The following is a 20040-nucleotide window of genomic DNA, read 5'->3' on the forward strand; positions in this document are numbered from 1 at the left end:
GTGGGAGCGGGCTTGCTCGCGAAGGCGGTGTGTCATTCAACATTGATGCTGGCTGATCCACCGCTTTCGCGAGCAAGCCCGCTCCCACATTTAATTGATGTCGCCCACAAATGTTGTGCTGGCCGCAAATCCCTTGTGGGATTTGCTTTCAAGCCAGTTTTGCCAGGCACGCTTCAAGAATATCCAGCCCTTCTTCCAGCACCGCAGCCTCGATGGTCAATGGTGCCAGCAAGCGAATGATGTGCCGAGATTTGCCACTGGGCATCAGCAGCAGACCCGCGTCCCGCGCCAAGGCCAGCAGTTGGGTCAATTGAGCCGGCGCAGGCGAGCCATCGGCATTGATCAGCTCGATACCGCGCATCGCGCCGACACCGGTCAGGCGGCCCAGGTACGGTGTCAGGTTGTTCACGCGCCAGGTTGCATGGCGGCCGACAATCGCTTCTTCCTGTTGTGTGCCCCAGGCATGCAGGTTGGCATCGGTCATTTCATCCAGGGTTGCCAGTGCCGCTGCGCAGGCGATGGGATTGCCGGAATAGGTGCCACCAAGTCCGCCCTTGGGCAGGTTATCCAGCAGCGATTTGCGCCCGACCACCGCTCCCAGCGGCACGCCGCCGGCGATGCTTTTGCCGAGCAGGATCAGGTCCGGTTCGATGCCCAGCCGCGAGAACGCGAAGCGCTGGCCGGTACGACCGAAGCCGGACTGGATTTCATCGGCGATCAGCACGATGCCCTTGTCGTCGCAGAACTTGCGCAGCACCCGGGCGAACGCGACGTCCATGGCCAGGAAACCCGCTTCGCCCTGCACCGGTTCGACGATAAAGCAGGCGACGTCTTCGACATCAATCTCGACGCTGAACAGGCGCTCCATGGCTTTGAGGGCTTCGGCGCAGGTGACGCCGTTGTCCTGGCTGGGGAAGGGCAGGTGATACACCGGCCCCGGTAGCACGCCGACTTTCTGTTTGTACGGCGCGACTTTGCCATTGAGGTTGAGGGTGGCCAGTGTACGGCCGTGGAATGCGCCGTCGAAGGCGATGACCGCGCTGCGGCCGGTGGCGCCACGGACGATCTTCAGGGCGTTCTCCGCCGCTTCCGCGCCGCTGTTGGTGAGCATGCCGCTGACCGGGTAACCCACCGGCATGAACGTGCTGAGGCGATCCATCAGTTCGAGGTAAGGCACATGGGGCGCAGCGTTGAACGCATAGTGGGTCAGTCGGGTGGCTTGTTCGCGAATGGCCTCGACGATGCGCGGATGGCAATGGCCGAGGTTCAACACGCCGATGCCGCCGACAAAGTCGATGTAGCGTTTGCCATCGGTGTCCCAGACCTCGGCGTTTTTGCCATGGCTGAGCGTGACAGGGTGAACGATGTTGATCGACTGGCTGATGGTTTCGCTGCGCATGAATGACCGGCTCGGAAGAAGGAGGACTTCTTTTTATCTAAGCCGGGAGCAGCAGTGACCGGCAAACGAAATAAAGTCGTCGGGTCAATCTTAAAAGTCAGGATGTGTTTCTGATCAGTTCCGCGCCGTGAATGCAGAACCTGTAGGAGCGAGCCTGCTCGCGATGGTGGTGAACGATTACGCGTAAACCGGAGGCCCAGCAGTGCTCTTGGGTTTTTCGCGAGCAGGCTCGCTCCTACAATTTAAATCAGCGGCGGGTCAGTGGCTGTTGGCTGAATTTCACACCGGCCAGACCATGGGCCATCAACGCGCGGATATTGCCGTGGTCGCTGCCTTCCGGCGTTGCCAGCACAGAGCGGTAATGCTCGCCGAACGCCAACAGGGCTTCTTCATCGCTCAAACCTTCGAGCAGCGCCAGACCCAGGGTCTTGCACGAACCTTCGTTCTGCCCGGCCGCGTTTTCCACGTCGCCATTGTTGAAGGCCTGAGGCAGATAGTCGTAACCGGCGGCGATGAAAGCCAGGGTGTCGACGAAGGCATGTTCGCCGGTCTCGAGGCTGGCGCGCAGGGTGTTCAAATCACTCATTGGGTTTTCCTTTGGCGAAAGCCGCTTGCTGGTCGGCGCTGGCTTCTTGCTGGTATTGGGCTTTCCATTCGGCGTACGGCATGCCGTAAACCACTTCGCGGGCTTCGTCGAGGCTGACTTCGATCTGGCGCTCGTCGGCCGCGGCCTTGTACCACTTGGACAGGCAGTTGCGGCAAAAACCCGAGAGGTTCATCAGGTCGATGTTCTGTACATCCTTGCGGCTGTCCAGGTGGGCCACCAGCCGGCGAAAGGCGGCGGCTTCAAGTTCCAGGCGTTGTTGATCGGTCATGGGGGTCTCTGCGAGACAGCTTTGAGCGACAAGCTTCAAGCTGCAAGATGGATTGCGGTGGCTTCTAGCTTACCGCTTGAAGCTTCAAGCTTGAAGCTTAGCGGCTTGCCGCGAGTGTTATCGACACCGACTCGGCGAATCGCAGCGCGTGGGGCTTGTCGACCTCGACCTCGGCGTAGAGCACCGAGGTGTTGGCCATCACCAGGTCGAGAATTTCCTGAGTCAGGCGCTCGAGCAGCGCAAAGCGGTTGCCTTCCACATGGGCGATGATCGCCTTGGTGATAGTGCGGTAGTTCAACGCGTGATCAATGTCGTTGTCGCGCACCGCTTCCTGGGCCGCGTACAGAATGGTCAGGTTGATCAACACATCCTGCTTGTTGAGGATTTCATCCTCGTTGATGCCGATGAAGGTACGCAGGCACAGGTCTTTGACCCGGATGCGTGCCATGCCTGGCTGAAGTTGTGGCATTGCTACTTGCTCCGTCCAATCAATTGCAGGAACTCCTGGCGGGTGTTGCTCGACTCGCGGAAGGCACCGAGCATCACCGAGGTGTTCATGGTCGAATTCTGTTTCTCGACGCCGCGCATCATCATGCACATGTGCTGCGCCTCTATGACCACCGCGACGCCGGCCGCGCCGGTCACCTGTTGCACCGCGTCGGCGATTTGCCGGGTGAGGTTTTCCTGGATTTGCAGGCGCCGGGCGAACATGTCCACCAGCCGCGCAATCTTCGACAGGCCCAGCACCTTGCCGGTTGGAATATAAGCCACATGCGCCTTGCCGATGAAGGGCAGGATGTGGTGTTCGCAAAGCGAGTACAGCTCGATGTTGTCGACGATCACCATTTCATCGTTGTCGGAGGCGAACAGTGCGCCATTGACGATCTCTTCGACACTTTGCTCGTAACCATGGCAAAGGTACTGCATGGCTTTGGCTGCGCGCACCGGGGTGTCGAGCAGGCCTTCGCGGTCTGGATTTTCACCGAGGCCGATGAGGATCTCTCGATAATTCTGGGGCAGGGATAACGTCATGGAAAATCCTCGCGGGACACTTATTTGATGTGCCTTCCGCCGTTGACGGTCAGGGTGGTGCCGGTGACATAAGGGTTGTCGAGCAGATAGCGCAGGCTCTGGTAGATCACTTCGCAGCCGGGCTCGATGCCCAGTGCGGATTTGGCCAGCACCTTGGCGCGGTAGGCCGCGTCGTCTTCAGGGTTGAACAGTAGCAGGGCCGGCGCGATCCCGTTGACTTTGATGGCCGGCGCGTACCTGGCGGCGAAGGACAGGGTCAGGCTGTCGAGCCCGGCTTTGCTGGCGCAATAGCCAATGTGCTTGCTGCTGCCCTTGCGGGTCACGTCATCGCTGATGTGCACGATGTCGGCAGGGCTCGAGCGTTGCAGCAGGTCGGCGCAATGCAGGTTGATCAGGTAGGGCGCCAGCATGTGCACGCTGAACATGCGGGTGAATGCTGCGGCGTTGGTGTCCGGTGTTTCGGCCAGCCATTCGGAAGCGTTGTGGACAATCGCCCGTAAACAGTCGGTATGGGTTTTCAGTTCGCTGATGAAGGCGAGGATTCCGGTCTCGGTGGAGAAGTCCGCGAACACCGCCGTCGCACCCAGATCGCGCAGGTTTTGTACGCCGGGCCGCTCGCTGCGGTAGCTGAAAATCACACGATGGCCATCTTCCAGCAATCGCCGGGCGCAATGCAGGCCGACACGCTGGCCGGCGCCGGTAATGAGGATTGGAGCTGCGGAAGAGGTCATGAATGGCTCGCGTCGCGGTGAGAGCAAAACTATACCAGCGACGGGAGGCACACTTCTATTATGCAAATCGGGCCCTGTGTGGGAGCGGGCTTGCTCGCGAAAGCGTTGTGTCAGCCGGAACAAATGTTGACTGACACACCGCTTTCGCGAGCAAGCCCGCTCCCACAAAGGTTATCAGTGGTTTTGGGGGGAGGGTTCGGTGGGCAAGCGGCGCACGGGCGTGCTGTTCAGCCAGGTGGCAAGTAGCCGGGTCGACAAAGGAATGAAGAAATAGACCATCAGCGGCGTCAGGCACAGGGTACTGATGAACACGCGGGGCAGCAGCGCCATCTCGCTGAGCAGCGGCTCCAGCACAAAATTGAACAACAGTGATACCGGAAAGAACGCCAGCCAGATTGCCACGGCCTGTTTCCAGCGCGGCGGGCGTTGACCGACGGTGCCGAACCAGCCCTCGATGCCGCTGACCCGATGTTCCGTCGGGTGGGCGTACAGGTCGCTGCCGCGTCCGAGCCAGGCACTGCGTGAGGCGGAGTGCTCCCAGGCGTGCAGGGTCTGCTCGTCGGCGAAGCGGAAGATAATCTGGAATTCGTCATCGCCTGGCGGCGGAGCGAGTACGCCGGAGCCGAGGTAGCCGGGAAAGTCGGTGGCCAGTTGTTCGCCTTCGCGCAGCCAGGCGATCAGATCCTGAAACCGACCATTGGCAACACGACGCGCGACCATCAGCGTGACGGGAGAGGTAGACATTGTGTATCTCCGTAAGACATTTGCGTCGCTCCGGGTAGGAACTTCGCCAGGCACAGCGCCGGGGTGTCGGGCTGCGGCTTGAAACAAGCAAGGATTATTCCTGATTCTGCCGGCTTCGTCTTTGAGCGCTTTTCTTCGATTATGAACTTGAATCACGATGGGGCTGCGGAGTTAGAATGAGTTCCCATCTGCACATGGACGTACAACCTTAGATGCCTGTCATTACTGACGTAGCTTCAGGCGTACCGCAGACAGTCTCCCTTGAACAGGAGCAGCTCTTTCCGATTCGCGAGGTGGCGCGCCTGACAGGCGTCAACCCGGTCACGCTTCGAGCCTGGGAACGACGCTACGGCCTGATTGTTCCAACACGCACCGAAAGTGGGCATCGTCTGTACTCGATGTCCGATATCGAGCGTGTCCGCAAAATTCTCGGCTGGATCGAGCGTGGTGCTGCCGTCAGCAAGATCGGCAAGTTACTGGCCAGGGCGGCACCGCTTCAAGCGCTGTCCCAGATCATTCCCAACGACCTCGTGCTGGCCGACTACGCACAATGGCAACAGCAGATCCGGGTAGCCATCAGCGCGTTTGACGACGTTCAGCTGGAGCAGGTGTATGGACAGGTTTTTTCCAGCTACTCCCTGGCGGTGGTGTTTCAAGACATTCTGCTCCCGGTATGGAGGCAATTGCTGCAACGCCAGGATCAATTCGGCGGGACCAGCGAATGGGTATTCCTTGATGGATTCCTGCGTTCGCGGGTTTTGCAACGCCTGCTGTTGATGCGCGATTACCGGCCACAGCGAGTGGTCATCGGTGCCCTGGCCGGCCATTGCCGGGAACTCGAATTACTGATCGCAGCCCTGTTCCTGGGCTGCCCGCAAACGAGGGTTCGAGTGCTGCCCATTGGTCAGCCGTTCGATGAGTTGACCCTGGTCTGTGAACGGATCAAACCCCAGGCGCTGGTGCTGTTTTCCAATCAGGTACCGGTGGCCGAATTGCCCCGGCGTTTAAATCGCCTGGCCTTGAGCCTCAATTGTCAGTTGTTGCTGGCGGGCGATGCTGCTGACCTGGCGCAGGAGAGTCTGGCCGGCTCATCGATCGGTTGCCTGGGCAATGAAGGGGAGGTCATGAGCCAGCGTCTGAAGCAGTTCCTGGCGGGCAATCTGGATACTTGAGGTTAGAGATGCAGCGCGGGATGCGTCAACCGATGCTGTTGCAGGATGAACTGGCGCAGACGCTCGGTTTCGTCCGTGTCGCTCTGGCTCAGCTGATAGGCGTAGAAGCCCTGTTCGGTTTCTTTCTCGAAAGTGCCACGCAAGGCAATCCGCTCATAGCCTGACGGGCTGAACCACAAGGCGAATTGCTTTGGCGGCTTGGTCTTGTTGCGAACCTCCAGCAAAACTCCTTTACACGACACTTCGTGTACCCACAGGGTGCCGGGTTGACCCTTGGCGTTTTCCAGCGCTACCGGTTCTTCCAGTACCAGGCGCCAGGGCCTGACCATCGGCCCGTCTTCATAGATGCTCGGCACACCGAGGCGCAAATGCAGCGCATGAAACTCGTCTTCCACCAGGTGCAGGGGGAAGGTCATTTGCTGGTTTTCGAAACTGGCTTGAATGGTGACCTGCTCATGGGCCGCCAGGCGGGTGAGCAGGTCACGGATTTGCGACCCACCATTGACGACCAGGCTCGACGTTGCGTCCCGCACATTGAGTTGCGGGTTGTGTTGCATGGTCTGGATGAAATCCAGCTCATCCTGGGTCAGGAGTGCGTCGCGTTGCATGGCCAACTCGAAAGATATAGTTACAAAGTCAGTGGTGATTCTAGTTACTGACCATTAATTCAGGGTTTGGTTTATGCCGTTCGTCGCTTTGAGCGCAGCAAGCTCAGCCTGGAGTTCAGCCAACTGCTCCTCAAGCTGGGCCACACGCTGTTGCGCCTTGACCTGCACGGTGACGTCTTTCTGCACACCGATAAAATAGGTTTGCCCATCCGCCGGGTTTTTCACCGTTGAAAGGGACAGTTCATTCCAGAACGGTGTGCCGTCCTTGCGGTAGTTTCGCAATATTTCCCGGCAGGATCCTTCACTGTTCAGGGCGTCGCGAATCAACGGCAAGGCTTCCTGGTCGCGGTCCCCCGACTGCAGGAAGCGGCAATCCTGATAGAGAACTTCTTCGCTGGAGTACCCCGTCAGGCGTTCGAACGCGGGGTTGACGTAAATGAGGATTTTGTCCTGATCGCCTTCCTTTTCGGCAATCACGATACCGTCGTTGGAGGCGTTGATCACCATTTGCAGCAGCTGTGCATTAATCATCGGAGTATCCTTTCCTGATTGATTGTCGATTGCATTCTAAAAGAACAATCACGACCGTGCTGTTAATATCCCGGTCTTTTACTCGGATTCAGGATCAGATAGATGAAAGTCGCCATCATTTCCGGCTCGGTGTACGGCACGGCCGAAGAAGTTGCCCGCCACGCCGCCAGCCTGTTGAACGCCGCCGGTTTCGAAACCTGGCACAACCCGCGTGCGACCCTCGCCGACATCCAGGCGTTTGGCCCTGAAGCCTTTCTGGCGGTGACCTCGACCACCGGCATGGGCGAGTTGCCGGACAACCTGCAGCCGCTGTATTCGACCATTCGTGACCAATTGCCTGCGGCCTGGCGCGGTTTGCCAGGTGCGGTGATCGGTTTGGGCGATGCGAGTTATGGCGATACTTTTTGTGGCGGCGGTGAGCAGATGCGCGAATTGTTCGGTGAACTGGGCATTCGCGAAGTACTGCCGATGCTGCGCCTGGATGCCAGCGAAACCGTGACCCCCGAGACGGACGCCGAGCCTTGGCTGGCGGACCTGATCAGCGCACTGCGCGCCTGACCGTTCCCCCGCCACCCATGCCAGCCAGGGTTCTGACAGTGCGGTAAAACCTGCCTGTCAGACCCTTGCCTGCGCCGGTCATTTGACATGGATCCAGGGCAGCAGGGCGGCTGACTCGCTGGGCCATAAAGCTGGCTGCCAATGCAACTACACGAACCTCAAGGGCTGACTAGACTCGGTAAGCATTGGAAACACTCCATCATAAAAACACCGAGGCTCCTTGCCGTGACTGTCGCTCCCGTCCAATCGCCACACAGTGTCAAAGACCAGGTCAGTGCCGCCGAGTGGCAGACCCGCGTCGATCTGGCGGCCTGTTATCGCCTGGTCGCTCAACATGGTTGGGATGACCTGATCTTCACCCATATCTCCGCCAAGGTGCCCGGCACCGAAGATTTCCTGATCAACCCGTTCGGGTTGATGTTTCACGAAATTACCGCGTCAAGCCTGGTCAAGGTGGATCAGGCCGGCAACAAGCTGATGGACAGTCCTTACGAGATCAATCCGGCGGGCTACACCATTCACAGCGCCGTGCATGAAGTCCGTCACGATGTCGTTTGCGTGCTCCACACCCACACGGCCTCGGGGGTTGCGGTGTCGGCGCAGAAGCAGGGTGTTTTACCGATCAGCCAGCAGTCGTTGTTCGTGCTTTCCAGCCTGGCCTACCACGCCTACGAAGGCGTGGCGCTCAACCATGAGGAGAAAGTGCGGCTGCAAGCCGACCTCGGTGAAAACAATTTTCTGATGCTGCATAACCACGGTCTGCTGACTTGCGGCAGCACCATCGCCGATACGTTCCTGATGATGTTTACCTTTCAGCGTGCCTGCGACATTCAGGTCATGGCGCAGAACGGTGCCGCTGAACTGATCGCCATCGAGCCGCAGATTCTCGCCGGCGCCAAAGCCATGATCGCGGGTGTCACCCGAAGTGCTCAAGGAATGGGGGGAGCGCTGGCCTGGCCGGCGCTGCTGCGCAAACTCGATAAACTGGATCCGGGTTATAAACTCTGATGGTGCTCGCCGAGATCCCCCTGTGTGTCTGGCGCAAACGCAGTCAGACCTTCGAGTTCCATGGCCAGAGCATCCGTTACTGGACAGCAGGGCAGGGTGAGCCGCTGTTGCTCATTCACGGCTTTCCGTCTGCCAGTTGGGACTGGCATTACCTGTGGCAGCCATTGACCCAGCGTTTTCGTGTGATCGCTTGCGACATGCTGGGCTTCGGCGATTCGGCCAAACCGACAAATCATGAGTACAGCCTGCTGGAACAAGCGGATCTGCAACAGGCATTGCTTGAACACCTGAATGTCGAGCAGCCGGTGCACCTGTTCGCCCACGATTACGGCGACAGCGTGGCCCAGGAACTGCTGGCCCGGCATTACGAGTCGCGGGTGAAGCTGGTCAGTTGTGTGTTTCTCAACGGCGGGTTGTTTCCGGAAACCCATCGCCCGGTACTGATGCAAAAACTCTTGCTCAGCCCTTTGGGCTGGATGATTGGCCGCGCCTTCAGCCGCGATGGCCTGGTGAGAAGCTTTCGGCAGATTTTCGGTCCGCAAACCCGTCCCAGTGAAAGCCAGATGGATGATTTCTGGAGCCTGATCGAAAGCCATCACGGGCCACGGATCATGCATAAATTGATTGCCTACATCCCGGAGCGACGCGTCTGGCGCAACCGCTGGGTGAGCGCGATGCAACGCGGTGAAGTGCCGCTGCGGGTAATCGATGGCGGGGTCGATCCGATCTCCGGTGTGCACATGGTCGAGCGTTACCGGGAGCTGATCCCGGAGGCGGACACGGTCGTGTTGCCGGACATCGGCCATTACCCGCAAATCGAGGCACCCTGCGAGGTGCTCAAGCACTACCTGGCGTTTCGCGATCAACTGCTTTCCCCGCCGCGCAAAGTCGCCTGCTCCTGAACCTTAATGTGGACTGTTGTGGCGAGGGGGCTTGTCCATTTCCCTATCAATCATCCCCCAGCCTTATCGCACACCATTCAGCCTACCCCGTGTTCATTGTGACCCGCTGCGCAGTGCCTGAAACTCGGACTCATTGTCCCTTGGCCTGCTGGAGTCCCCCATGAATGAGTCTGTGCGCTTCGAAGATAAAGTCGTGATCATCACCGGTGCCGGTGGCGGCCTGGGACGGGCGCATGCACTGCTGTTCGCCAAACAGGGCGCCAAGGTGCTGGTCAACGATCTCGGCGGCTCGACCCAGGGCGAAGGCGCCAACGCTTCGGCCGCTGACCGCGTGGTAGCGGACATTCGCGAGGCCGGCGGCATCGCCGAGGCCAACCACGACTCGGTCACTGACGGTGACAAACTGGTCCAGCACGCCCTGGACGTCTTCGGTCGCGTCGACGTGGTGGTCAACAACGCCGGGATCCTGCGTGACAAGACCTTCCACAAAATGGATGACGCCGACTGGGACCTGGTTTACCGCGTCCATGTCGAAGGTGCCTACAAAGTCACCCGCGCCGCCTGGCCGCACATGCGCGAGCAAAACTACGGCCGGGTGATTTTCACTGCCTCTACCTCAGGCATCTATGGCAACTTCGGCCAGTCCAACTACGGCATGGCCAAGCTCGGTCTCTATGGCCTGACCCGCACCCTGGCCATCGAAGGCCGCAAGAACAACATCCTGGTCAACGCCATCGCCCCTACCGGCGGCACGCGCATGACCGAAGGCCTGATCCCGCCGCAAGTCTTCGAGCAGCTCAAGCCGGAACTGGTCAGCCCGCTGGTGGTGTACCTGGCCAGTGAGAACTGCCAGGAAACCTCCGGTCTGTTTGAAGTCGGCGGCGGCTGGATGGGCAAGGTCCGCTGGGAGCGCAGTCTCGGCGCCGGGTTCGATCCACGGGCGGGTTTTTCCCCGGAAGACGTGGCCGCGCACTGGCAACAGATTTGCGACTTCGAAGGCGCGGCGCATCCGAAAGACAACATCGAAGCGCTGAAGGAAATGATGGGGAATTTGCAGAGGTATACGCTCTGATAGCGCTGGCAAGGTCGCATTGACTGACCTTGCCGGTTGTTGCATTTTTCGGCCGGGAGCCGCTTGCTAGCGATCAACCGGGAAAGTATTTGACTACCAGTGCCTTCAGATTGGCAGCTGTTTGCGCGTCCATTTTTCCATCGAAGTTTTCCGGGCGAAAATGCATCTGGAATGCCCGCACCAACTGTTGGAAACCGCCTTCCGTTGACGCGCCCGACACATCATATCCATAGGATTTGAACAACCCCAGCAATTCACTTCGGGCTGGTACGCCCGATGTGTTGTATTGGCACAGATACTCGTCCCGAGTGGTTGCATCGAACCAGGCGCCGACGCCTTTCAAGTACAGCGCCTGCCAGGGAAACATCGGCCCCGGGTCACTTTTGCGGCCGATTGAAACATCGGAGTGGCCCAAAACCTGGGTCGGAGTGATATCCGGGTAACGCTTGAGGATGTTCAGCGCCAGTTGTTCAATCGCGGCAATCTGTTCGGGGTGATAGGGCGGGAAGGTGAACTCGCCTTTGTTGTCAGTCGCCAGGTTGACGATTTCAATGCCGATGGACGTGTCATTCAGATTGCTGCGGTTACCCCACTGACTGACACCCGCGTGCCACGCGCGATGGGTTTCATCCACCAGGTTGAAAGTTTCCTGCCCGGTATAACCGGCTTTCAGGTAACCGGGATCAGTGATATCCGGAATCAGATAGTGCGCGCTGACATTTGGGCCGGTCAGGGCACTGACAGAACTTGAAAAGTTAGCGGCGGTGTAGTGAAGAACCAGAAAGCGTATTCGGCTGTTGAAGCTTCTGGCTGAGCGATACTGGTTGTAGTTGATGGGCTTCATGGTTGCACTCGCAATAAGTAAGTTTGAAGTCGGGCAACGATAAAAGTCGTTCGCCGACTTGCTGTTCAACTTAATGGCTGGAGTGCTTGTGATGTTTACCTATGCTTGTAGTCGTTTTCTGAAAGGAATGTAGGCATGCGAAGTTTTTTCCTGGTCGCGGTCATTCATCAAAAAACATCGCCCATAAAAAAGGTTCTTCATGCAATCCCGGGAACTGTAGGAGCAGCCGGTCGATGCTCGATTGCTGGCGACGGACTCAAGTGCGCCGCGTTTATCCGGTTCATACGCGTTATCGTTAACGACCATCGCTGGCAAGCCAGCTCCTACAAGTGACCATGCCCACGCTGAAACTGTAGGAGCCAGCCTTGCTGGCGATGGACTCAAGTACGCCGCGTTTATCCGGTTCACACGCGTTATCGTTAACGTCCATCGCTGGTAAGCCAGCTCCTACAAGAGACCGCGTCTGTAGGAGCCAGCCCGCTGGCGATGGACTCAAGTGCGCCGCGTTAATCCGGTTCACACGCGTTATCGTTAGCGACCATCGCTGGCAAGCCAGCTCCTGCAGGGGACCGTGCCCACGCTGAAAATGAGACCCATAAAAAAGGCCGCTGCAAACGCAGCGGCCAAGGTAAGACGTTGGATCAGGAGCTACAAATCAACGTCAGTGAGCGCGGGGCGATGAACCGAATCCTCAATTCATCTGAAATCTTTCAGTCACGGCGCAGGCCGGTACATCGTGCCTTGCGGCGGTTTACCGTGGCAGCCAGGCAAGAGTAAGCCCTTAGTGTCGCAGGAAAAATACCAATTACGGACATGCACTGTTGCAGCCCCGGCAACAGTCAGGAATCGGGTGCTCGTCCGGGTGATGACCCTGTGCCAGTCATCCTTAAGAGGTACACCACGAATACCTCCTTGGTGCGCTTATCGACCCCGATGCCCGGCAGTAGGGTGAGGCCTTCTGTCACTCACCGGGGAAGACGCATGACAAAAACAACAATGCGCGCCATCTTCACACCACAGGCGCTGGCGGCTGCGGTTGCATTAGGCTGCTGTGCCCAGGCACAGGCCATTTCGTTCAACATCGGGGAAATCGAGGGGACGTTCGATTCCTCGCTGTCGGTCGGCGCGAGCTGGGGCATGCGTGATGCGGATAACGACCTGGTGGGCATCGTCAATGGCGGTTCCGGCCAGTCTTCGACCGGTGACGACGGGCGACTGAACTTCAAGAAGGGCGAAACCTTTTCGAAGATCTTCAAGGGGATTCATGACCTCGAACTGAAGTACGGCGACACCGGTGCGTTTGTGCGTGGCAAGTACTGGTACGACTTTGAACTGAAGGATGAAAGCCGCCCATTCAAGGACATCAGCGATCACAATCGCAAAGAAGGCGCCAAGTCTTCAGGCGGACAAATCCTCGACGCTTTCGTCTATCACAACTACTCCCTCGCCGATTTGCCGGGCACGGTCCGTGCCGGCAAGCAGGTGGTCAGTTGGGGTGAGAGCACCTTCATCGGCAACTCGATCAACAGCATCAATCCGGTCGACGTGTCCGCGTTCCGTCGCCCGGGAGCCGAGATCAAGGAGGGCCTGATCCCGGTCAACATGCTGTTCGCCTCCCAGGGCCTGACGGAGAAGTTGACCGTGGAGGGCTTCTATCAACTGGAATGGGACCAGACGGTCGTCGATAACTGCGGCACCTTCTTTGGTGTCGATGTGGTGGCGGATGGCTGCAACAAGGGCTACACCGTCGCCAGCCCGGCCATTGCACCGCTGCAGCCGATTGCTGCAGCCTTTGGCCAGGGCTTCGAGGTCAGCAAAGAGGGCGTGATCGTTCCCCGTGGCGGCGACCGTGATGCCCGGGACTCAGGACAGTGGGGTACGGCGTTGCGCTGGCTGGGGGACGACACCGAGTACGGCCTGTACTTCCTGAACTACCACAGCCGCAGCCCCAACGTCGGGACCACTACCGCCGGGCTCAGTACGCTGGCAAGCATTCCGGGAATCGTAGCTGCTGCCAACCGAATCGCCCCCGGCAGCGGTTCAGGCCTGGCCCAAAGTGTGATGCTCGGTCGCGGCCAGTATTTCCTCGAGTACCCGGAGGACATCCGCCTCTACGGCGCCAGCTTTTCCACCACCTTGTCTACCGGCACCGCGTGGAACGGGGAAATCAGCTACCGCCCCAACCTCCCGGTGCAGGTCAACACCAATGACCTGACCCTGGCCATGCTCAATCCGATTGCAGGCGGCGCAGCATCGCCCATCGCCACGTCACCGGGGGCTGACAACAAAGGTTATCGCCGCAAGGAAGTGACGCAGATCCAGAGCACCCTGACGCACTTCATCGATCAGGTCGCGGGTGCGGATCGCCTGACCCTGGTGGGCGAGGCGGCGGTGGTTCGGGTCGGTGGTCTGGAAGCACGTACCAAACTGCGCTACGGCCGCGACTCGGTGTATGGCCAGTATGGTTTCGGCGGCAATACCGACGGTTTCGTGACCTCGACTTCATGGGGTTATCGCGCCAGGGCCATCCTCGATTACAACAACCTGATCGCCGGGATCAATTTCAGACCCAACCTCTCGTGGTCCCACGATGTCTCCGGCTTTGGCCCCAACGGTCTGTTCAACGAAGGCGCCAAGGCGGTCAGCCTCGGTGTCGATGCGGACTATCGCAACACCTACACCGCGAGCCTCAGTTACACCGACTTTTTCGGTGGGGACTTCAACGTCCTCACCGACCGTGACTTCGTGGCGTTGAGCTTTGGCGTGAATTTCTGATCTGGCTGAAAAGGATGATTTCAATGCGCAAGATGATTCTGCAATTAGGCGCGCTGACCCTCGGGTTGCTGACCGCCAACGTGATGGCTGCGGTGCCGCCGGAAGAGGCCAACAAGCTCGGCACCAGTCTTACACCGCTCGGTGCCGAGAAGGCCGGCAATGCCGATGGCTCGATTCCAGCCTGGACCGGCGGCATCCCGAAAAATGCTGGCGCGGTGGACAGCAAGGGTTTCCTGGCTGACCCGTTCGCCAACGAAAAGCCGTTGTTCGTGATCACCGCAGCGACCGTCGACAAGTACAAGGACAAGCTGTCCGACGGCCAGATCGCGATGTTCAAACGCTATCCCGAAACTTACAAAATTCCGGTCTATCCCAGCCACCGCACCGTGGCGTTACCGGCCGAGATATATGAGTCGGCCAAACGCAGCGCACTGAATGTAACACCGATCAACGACGGTAACGGTCTGGCCAACTTCACCGGCAATCGCTACTACGCGTTCCCGATTCCAAAGAATGGCGTGGAAGTGATCTGGAACCATGTCACTCGTTACCACGGCGGCAATCTGCGCCGCACCATTACCCAGGCGACACCGCAGTCCAATGGCGATTTCACCGTGATCCGCTTCAAGGACGAAGTCGCCGTGCCGTCGTTGCTCGGTGATCTGAAGCCGGGCAGTGACGATAATGTCCTCAACTATTTCAAGCAGGAAGTGACTGCGCCGGCGCGGCTGGCGGGCAACGTGTTGCTGGTTCACGAGACCCTCGACCAGGTCAAGGAACCGCGCAAGGCCTGGATCTACAACGCTGGCCAGCGTCGAGTACGGCGTGCGCCACAGGTCGCTTATGACGGCGTCGGCACCTCATCCGACGGCCTGCGCACCACCGACAACTTCGACATGTTTTCCGGCGCACCGGATCGCTACGACTGGAAACTGATCGGCAAAAAGGAGATGTACATCCCCTACAACAGCTACAAGCTCGACTCGCCAGACCTCAAGTACACCGATGTGATCAAGGCCGGGCACATCAATCAGGACCTGACGCGCTATGAATTGCACCGGGTCTGGGAAGTCGTCGCCACGGTCAAGCCGAGCGAGCGGCACGTGTATGCCAAACGCCACATGTACATCGATGAAGACAGCTGGCAAGTGGCGCTGGCCGACCACTACGACGGACGTGGCCAGCTCTGGCGCGTCGCCGAAGGGCATGCCCAGTTCTACTACGATCACCAAGTGCCGGCCTACACCGTCGAAGCGCTGTATGACCTGATTGCCGGTCGCTATATCGCCCTGGGGATGAAGAACGAAGAGAAGCGCAGCTTCGAATTCAACATCGATGCAAAAGCGGGGGACTACACACCAGCGGCCTTACGTAGCACGGGGGTCAGGTAGGTTTCCTACAGGCCCTTACACAAAAGGGTGACTTCACGGTCACCTTTTTTATAGGTGTCGATCAGTGTGTTGAATACTTCTTCAACAAGCGCTCGGGAGGGGTCTAGGGTGGCGCCAGAATTATAAAAAAGGCGCACCACTATGACTGCAATGACGCACTGCCTGGACCGCCCTGGCTTCCTGCCCCGACTGTCGTCCCATCATCTGTCCCGCGAGCGGCTGATTGAGCCCATGCTGGTCTCGACTGCACGGGTAAAGTTGCTTTGCGCACCGGCCGGTAGTGGCAAGAGCGCGTTGCTCACCGAATGCCTGTTTCGGGCACCGGAGCGCACTCGGGTCTGTTGGCTGCCGCTGGCGGGGGAGTCGTTGAGTGCAGCCGATTTTCTGTTGCGCCTGACGCAAGCGCTGGGTCTGCCCTCGGCGGATGAGCCGGGGCTGCTGGCGCATCTGGCGCTATTGCAGACGCCGACCTGGCTGTTTCTCGATGATTATTGCCGCGCACCCAACCCGGAGCTCGACCGGATGCTCGATCGCCTGTTGGCCGTTGCCAGTCCGGCGCTGACCTGGTGGGTGGGCTCCCGGCGACGACCACCCTGCAACTGGCCACGGCTGCTGCTGGATGATGAGTTGTACGAGTGCGAAGGTCGGGCACTGGCGTTCACCGAGGCTGAAGTCGTGCAGTTGCTCGCTCATGTCGAGCCGACCCTGGCGGCACAAACCGCCAAGAGGGTGGTTGAGCGCAGCGGTGGCTGGTGTGCTGGCGTGCGGATCGCGTTACTCAATGGTTGTCCGTGGTCGGGTGAGCAGGGGCGTTCGGCGACGCTGCTCGATTATCTGCAACACGAATTGTTCAACACCCTGCCGTCGGAGTTGGTTGAGGTCTGGCAGGTGTTGGTTCATCTGCCGCGCTTCAACGCCAGCTTGTGCGAGCATCTTTTCGGTACGGGTGAGGGGGCGCAGTGGCTGCACGCGTTGCAGGATATGGGCTGCTTCATTGAACCCTGGGAGGACTCCGTCGAATGGTTGCGGATCTTCGAGCCACTGGCCCGGGCAATGCGTGAAGAGCCGACCCCGGCCGGGCGATCCTGGCATCGCCGTGCCTGCCAATGGTTCAGCGCCAAAGAGGACTGGCAGGGCGCGTTCGAGCAGGCGCTGTTGGCGCAGGAGTTTGAAGTGGCGGTCAGTCTGTTGCAGCACTTCAGCCTCGAACATTTGTTCCGGCGCGAAAATGTCTGCCTGTTGTTGAAACTCCACGAGCGTCAACATGCTGAGCTGACCCTTGTTACACCGCAATTGGTGGGACTGGTTAGCGCGGCGTTGCTGTTTGCCGGACGTTTCGATCATGCCGCCGCGTGCATCGAGCAACTGGCACGATTTGCCCCGCAGCCTACGCAGGCGCTGCAACGGCAACTGTTGGCACGCTGGCAGGCACAACAGGGCTGGTTGCTGCATTTGCAAGGCCGCATGGAGGCGGCCCGCGCGCACTTTCTCGATGCGTTGGCCGAGTTGAGCGTCGACGCCTGGCCGACGCGATTGTTGTGCCTGTCGGGTCTGACCCAACAGGCATTGCTCAACGCCGAACTCGATGCGGCGCAGACGTTCAATCGTGAGGCGCTGTGTCTGGCGCGCGCCCAAGGCTCGCTATTGTTCGAAGGGCTGCTTGAGCTCGATCACGCGCAGTTGCTGGAGATGCGCGGAGCGCCCCGACGCGCCGAGAGCTTGTTGGCTGATATTTTTGCCCTGTTGTCTCGAGAGGCTGATCGACCGACGCCGCTATTGGGGCGAATTGCCCTGCGGCGAGGACGGTTGGCCCTTTGTCAGGGACAAGATGAACTGGCCGCCGGTTTCTTCCAGTCCGGCCTGGAGGACTGCCTGCAAAGCCAGGACAAGCACGCGCTGTATGGCTTTCTCGGGCAAGCGCAGATGGCCGCCAACCAGTGCGATTACGCCCTTGCGTTTGATCGTCTGCGCGAGGCCGAGCGCGTGATGCAGCAGCGGCAGATTCCCGATACGGTTTATCGCGGCGTACTGCTGCAAACAAGCAGTCATTTCTGGCTGCAACAAGGGCGCCCGGAGTTGGCCCGGGAAGCGCTGACCCGAGTCTTGCGTCATTATCGCGCAGCCCATGCACGCCAGGCACCACCCGCCACGCTGCAACTGATTGCGCGTATCGAATACCAGTTGGTGTTGGCCGAGACTCAACTTCAATTGGCGCAAGGTCCATTGGATCGTCTCAAGGCGTTACTCAAGCATGCGCAACAACAGGCCATGCCGGCGCTGGAAACGGAGTTGCAATTGGCAATCTGCGAAGTGGCGGACCTGACGGGTGAGACGGACATTGCCCACGCAGCACTTGAGGCCGGGCTGGCGTTGGTGAAGCGTTGTCAGGGGCAACAGGCATTGCGAGATTTGAATTTGCGCCAGCCGAGTCTGATCTGTCGTCTACAGGGAACGGCGCCAGTGGTCGATATGGGCACCGATGTCAGTTTGCTGAGCGGGCGAGAGCTTGAAGTACTGGACCTGATTGCACAAGGCAACTCCAATCAGCAAATCGCCGAGCGACTGTTCATTTCGTTGCATACGGTGAAAACCCATGCCCGGCGCATTCACAGCAAGTTGGGTGTGGAACGACGCACACAGGCAGTTGCCATGGCGAAGAAGTTGGGGTTGATAATGCAGGTTTGGTAATGGTTGATTTTAAATTTTGAAATGAATTAAAACATACGGTTGCGTGCATAAGTAACCGTGTTGATTAATATAGTCGTCGGCGCTGATAAATAAGCAATTTGTTGCATTGTCAGTATATTGGTCGACAGTTCGAGCAGGATGCTCGGCTCTTTAACGTGACAGGAAGTCTGTATGAGTGACAGTTTTTTTTCTAACAGTAAGATTTTGCTATTGAAGCGTATTCGTGCGGATTTCGCCGTCGAGGTGCTGTTGGCTGAACACCTGGGGAAACTCGGAATCAACCCGCACAAGACCTATCTGAATACGCTGGTTGATATTATTGGCACTGACGTCAGCGAATCCAGGACGTTATTCGATGAGACACTGGATTGGGTTGAGAAAGAGACTCTGCCTGATTATGTCCAGGGTATCAATGGGCTTTTCAATCGGCAGTATTCTTTCAAGCCGGAACATCGGGTTAAAGGGCTGGACCTGATAGAGTTTGAACGGCTTATAATTGATATCGTCCGTTGGTTGACCGATGCGCCCTCAATCAATCTATCAAAACGCTCGATCAAGGTATCTGGCATCGAGGAGGTCCATGCTGCGTTGAAGTATCGGCTCCAGGAAATCAATATCGATAACCTGTACTTGACCAGTTTTGTCACGCAAGCGGACGGGCGAAAGATACTTCAATCCCGAAGCCTGGCCGAAGATATCTTTGCTCATTTCCAACAGAATGAAATTCCTTACTATCACGGCGAAGGCGTTGGTGTTTATTCGGTCGCCTACAGTTCCCAGGAATTTCATTTGCATCCGCAACTCACGATCAAGGATATCAGTGACCTAGTGATCGAAATTGCTCCGCAGTTCCTGATCTGATACGGAAGGACTTTCGTAGCCCATCCGCCAACTGATGGCCCGTGTCGCAGCCAGTAATCGCTGCGCCGCCGGGCCATTTTCGTCGGCATGAAACAGCGACGTCGGCCCCACCACCGTCAGCACTGCCGCAATCTTGCCCATCGCGTTGAACACCGGCGCCGACAAGGCATCCACACCGGGCATCAACAATCCATGCACATGATGCAGGCCCCGTTGGCGGATCTGTTCGCACATCGTCGTGTACGCCTGCTGATCGGCCAAGGCGTGGGCGGTGCTGTTCTGCAATTCCTGATCGCGCAGGTCCACGGTTTCACGCGCAGGCAGGTAAGCGCCGAAGACCAGTCCGGTGGAGGAGCTGAGCAGCGGCAACACCGAGCCCAGTTGTGTCACCACCGTCACCGCACGCACCGCCGGTTCGATATGCACCACGGTCGCGCCCTGATTGCCCCACACCGCCAGAAAACAGGTTTCGTTCAAGTCATCGCGCAATTCAGCCAGGGGCAGGGCGGCGACTTTCAGCACGTCCATACTGTTGAGTGCCGCCAGGCCGACGCGCAGGGCTTCGCGACCAAGGCCGTAATGGTTGGTGGCGGCGTTCTGTTCGGCGAATCCGCTGGCGATCAAGGCCTGCAAATAGCGATGAACCTTGCTTGCCGGCATCTGCACGTGTTCGGCCAGGCGCGACAGCGAAGTCGAAGGCGACAACTCGGCCAGAGCCTTGAGGATGTCGGTGCCAACCTCGGCCGAGCGGACTTTCTGTTTACCGTTGTTGTCGCTGGTTTTTTCCATGGTGGCTGGGATCCCGGGACGAATGGGCGTCTTTATAGCTTGACGGTCAATACCAATCAA

At 58.6% G+C, this 20040-nt stretch carries 20 protein-coding genes; 9 read left to right on the top strand and 11 right to left on the bottom strand.

Annotated elements, in window-relative coordinates:
* Nucleotides 1–148: 148 nt before the first annotated feature.
* The 7 genes from ACEN8Z_RS06960 to ACEN8Z_RS06990 form a co-directional block, all read right to left on the bottom strand.
* Entirely contained in the window at nt 149–1399 is a 1251-nt protein-coding gene (locus ACEN8Z_RS06960; RefSeq protein ID WP_495597156.1) for a 2-aminoadipate transaminase, read from the bottom strand.
* Between the two features lie 247 nt (nt 1400–1646).
* Nucleotides 1647–1985, bottom strand: coding sequence for a HopJ type III effector protein (locus tag ACEN8Z_RS06965; RefSeq protein WP_495597157.1), 339 nt, complete (start codon nt 1983–1985; stop codon nt 1647–1649).
* Nucleotides 1978–2274 (bottom strand): DUF1244 domain-containing protein, encoded by a 297-nt coding sequence (locus tag ACEN8Z_RS06970; RefSeq protein WP_008000589.1) that lies wholly within the window; start codon nt 2272–2274, stop codon nt 1978–1980. Before ACEN8Z_RS06970 ends, ACEN8Z_RS06965 begins: the two co-directional genes overlap by 8 nt.
* A gap of 97 nt (nt 2275–2371) precedes the next feature.
* Nucleotides 2372–2743: a dihydroneopterin triphosphate 2'-epimerase gene (gene folX, locus ACEN8Z_RS06975; RefSeq protein WP_008000591.1), complete on the bottom strand. Its 372-nt coding sequence runs from the start codon at nt 2741–2743 to the stop codon at nt 2372–2374.
* A gap of 2 nt (nt 2744–2745) precedes the next feature.
* The gene (gene folE, locus ACEN8Z_RS06980) at nt 2746–3306 is read right to left on the bottom strand and encodes a GTP cyclohydrolase I FolE (protein WP_204929223.1); all 561 of its coding nucleotides are present in this window, start codon (nt 3304–3306) and stop codon (nt 2746–2748) included.
* Nucleotides 3307–3326: 20 nt separating this feature from the next.
* Nucleotides 3327–4037 carry a dihydromonapterin reductase gene (gene folM / locus ACEN8Z_RS06985; protein WP_495597158.1) on the bottom strand — a complete coding sequence of 237 codons (711 nt, stop codon included), beginning with the start codon at nt 4035–4037 and terminating at the stop codon, nt 3327–3329.
* 174 nt (nt 4038–4211) lie between these two features.
* The gene (locus ACEN8Z_RS06990) at nt 4212–4781 is read right to left on the bottom strand and encodes an antibiotic biosynthesis monooxygenase (RefSeq protein WP_495597159.1); all 570 of its coding nucleotides are present in this window, start codon (nt 4779–4781) and stop codon (nt 4212–4214) included.
* A gap of 212 nt (nt 4782–4993) precedes the next feature.
* On the opposite strand from ACEN8Z_RS06990, the gene ACEN8Z_RS06995 reads away from it, so the two are divergent.
* Nucleotides 4994–5953 carry a MerR family transcriptional regulator gene (locus ACEN8Z_RS06995; RefSeq protein WP_495597160.1) on the top strand — a complete coding sequence of 320 codons (960 nt, stop codon included), beginning with the start codon at nt 4994–4996 and terminating at the stop codon, nt 5951–5953.
* Nucleotides 5954–5955: 2 nt separating this feature from the next.
* Here the strand turns inward: ACEN8Z_RS06995 and ACEN8Z_RS07000 are convergent, their stop codons facing one another.
* Entirely contained in the window at nt 5956–6561 is a 606-nt protein-coding gene (locus tag ACEN8Z_RS07000) for a hypothetical protein (protein WP_495597161.1), read from the bottom strand.
* A gap of 54 nt (nt 6562–6615) precedes the next feature.
* The gene (locus ACEN8Z_RS07005; RefSeq protein ID WP_495597162.1) at nt 6616–7092 is read right to left on the bottom strand and encodes a PAS domain-containing protein; all 477 of its coding nucleotides are present in this window, start codon (nt 7090–7092) and stop codon (nt 6616–6618) included.
* Nucleotides 7093–7194: 102 nt separating this feature from the next.
* On the opposite strand from ACEN8Z_RS07005, the gene ACEN8Z_RS07010 reads away from it, so the two are divergent.
* From ACEN8Z_RS07010 to ACEN8Z_RS07025, 4 genes are all read left to right on the top strand, one after another.
* Nucleotides 7195–7650 carry a flavodoxin gene (locus ACEN8Z_RS07010; RefSeq protein ID WP_495597163.1) on the top strand — a complete coding sequence of 152 codons (456 nt, stop codon included), beginning with the start codon at nt 7195–7197 and terminating at the stop codon, nt 7648–7650.
* A gap of 225 nt (nt 7651–7875) precedes the next feature.
* Nucleotides 7876–8658 carry a class II aldolase/adducin family protein gene (locus tag ACEN8Z_RS07015; protein WP_150718054.1) on the top strand — a complete coding sequence of 261 codons (783 nt, stop codon included), beginning with the start codon at nt 7876–7878 and terminating at the stop codon, nt 8656–8658.
* Nucleotides 8658–9560: an alpha/beta fold hydrolase gene (locus tag ACEN8Z_RS07020; protein ID WP_495597164.1), complete on the top strand. Its 903-nt coding sequence runs from the start codon at nt 8658–8660 to the stop codon at nt 9558–9560. Before ACEN8Z_RS07015 ends, ACEN8Z_RS07020 begins: the two co-directional genes overlap by 1 nt.
* Nucleotides 9561–9720: 160 nt before the next feature.
* Nucleotides 9721–10632, top strand: a complete 912-nt coding sequence (locus ACEN8Z_RS07025) for an SDR family oxidoreductase (RefSeq protein WP_495597165.1) — start codon at nt 9721–9723, stop codon at nt 10630–10632.
* Nucleotides 10633–10705: 73 nt separating this feature from the next.
* Here ACEN8Z_RS07025 and ACEN8Z_RS07030 read toward each other — a convergent pair whose 3' ends face one another.
* On the bottom strand, nt 10706–11476 hold the full coding sequence (locus ACEN8Z_RS07030; protein ID WP_495598093.1) for an N-acetylmuramoyl-L-alanine amidase: 771 nt from the start codon (nt 11474–11476) through the stop codon (nt 10706–10708).
* Nucleotides 11477–12457: 981 nt separating this feature from the next.
* On the opposite strand from ACEN8Z_RS07030, the gene ACEN8Z_RS07035 reads away from it, so the two are divergent.
* The 4 genes from ACEN8Z_RS07035 to ACEN8Z_RS07050 all read left to right on the top strand — a co-directional run bounded on the left by ACEN8Z_RS07035 (nt 12458) and on the right by ACEN8Z_RS07050 (nt 19191).
* Complete coding sequence (locus tag ACEN8Z_RS07035) at nt 12458–14251, top strand: DUF1302 domain-containing protein (RefSeq protein WP_495597166.1); 1794 nt, start codon at nt 12458–12460, stop codon at nt 14249–14251.
* 23 nt (nt 14252–14274) lie between these two features.
* Nucleotides 14275–15642 (top strand): DUF1329 domain-containing protein, encoded by a 1368-nt coding sequence (locus ACEN8Z_RS07040; RefSeq protein ID WP_442095846.1) that lies wholly within the window; start codon nt 14275–14277, stop codon nt 15640–15642.
* A gap of 141 nt (nt 15643–15783) precedes the next feature.
* Complete coding sequence (locus ACEN8Z_RS07045; RefSeq protein WP_495597167.1) at nt 15784–18330, top strand: LuxR C-terminal-related transcriptional regulator; 2547 nt, start codon at nt 15784–15786, stop codon at nt 18328–18330.
* 171 nt (nt 18331–18501) lie between these two features.
* On the top strand, nt 18502–19191 hold the full coding sequence (locus ACEN8Z_RS07050; RefSeq protein WP_495597168.1) for a hypothetical protein: 690 nt from the start codon (nt 18502–18504) through the stop codon (nt 19189–19191).
* Here ACEN8Z_RS07050 and ACEN8Z_RS07055 read toward each other — a convergent pair.
* Nucleotides 19156–19980, bottom strand: a complete 825-nt coding sequence (locus tag ACEN8Z_RS07055) for an IclR family transcriptional regulator (protein WP_008000627.1) — start codon at nt 19978–19980, stop codon at nt 19156–19158. The genes ACEN8Z_RS07050 and ACEN8Z_RS07055 overlap by 36 nt on opposite strands.
* Nucleotides 19981–20040 lie beyond the last annotated feature (60 nt).

Source organism: Pseudomonas sp. Pseusp10, assembly GCF_059492225.1.